The organism is Bacillus cereus group sp. BfR-BA-01309 (assembly GCF_022664315.1).
GTDB lineage: Bacteria > Bacillota > Bacilli > Bacillales > Bacillaceae_G > Bacillus_A > Bacillus_A mobilis.
Window position 1 is genome coordinate 1 of the sequence record NZ_JAKUHE010000074.1, and the last position, 373, is coordinate 373.

Here is a 373-nt window from a genome sequence, read left to right on the forward strand (position 1 = left end):
CGCGCCCGAGAGGAGTCGAACCCCTAACCTCTTGATCCGTAGTCAAACGCTCTATCCAATTGAGCTACGGGCGCATATGGTGCCGAGGGCGGGGGTCGAACCCGCACGGTGGTCACCCACCGCAGGATTTTAAGTCCTGTGCGTCTGCCTGTTCCGCCACCCCGGCATGTCATATTGAAAATTGGAGCGGAAGACGGGATTCGAACCCGCGACCCCAACCTTGGCAAGGTTGTATTCTACCACTGAACTACTTCCGCAAGACATGTTTGAGTTATTTTATTAAAAGTGCGGGTGAAGGGAGTCGAACCCCCACGCCAAAGGCGCTAGATCCTAAGTCTAGTGCGTCTGCCAATTCCGCCACACCCGCATATTT

4 tRNA genes are annotated in these 373 nt (G+C 55.0%); all 4 read right to left on the reverse strand.

The features are described 5' to 3' along the window. Positions 1 to 74, reverse strand: a tRNA-Arg gene (locus tag MR115_RS29670). A gap of 3 nt (positions 75 to 77) precedes the next feature. Beyond that, a tRNA-Leu gene (locus MR115_RS29675) sits at positions 78 to 166 on the reverse strand. A gap of 16 nt (positions 167 to 182) precedes the next feature. Beyond that, a tRNA-Gly gene (locus MR115_RS29680) sits at positions 183 to 257 on the reverse strand. A 29-nt stretch (positions 258 to 286) separates the two neighbouring features. Next, a tRNA-Leu gene (locus tag MR115_RS29685) sits at positions 287 to 367 on the reverse strand. Positions 368 to 373 lie beyond the last annotated feature (6 nt).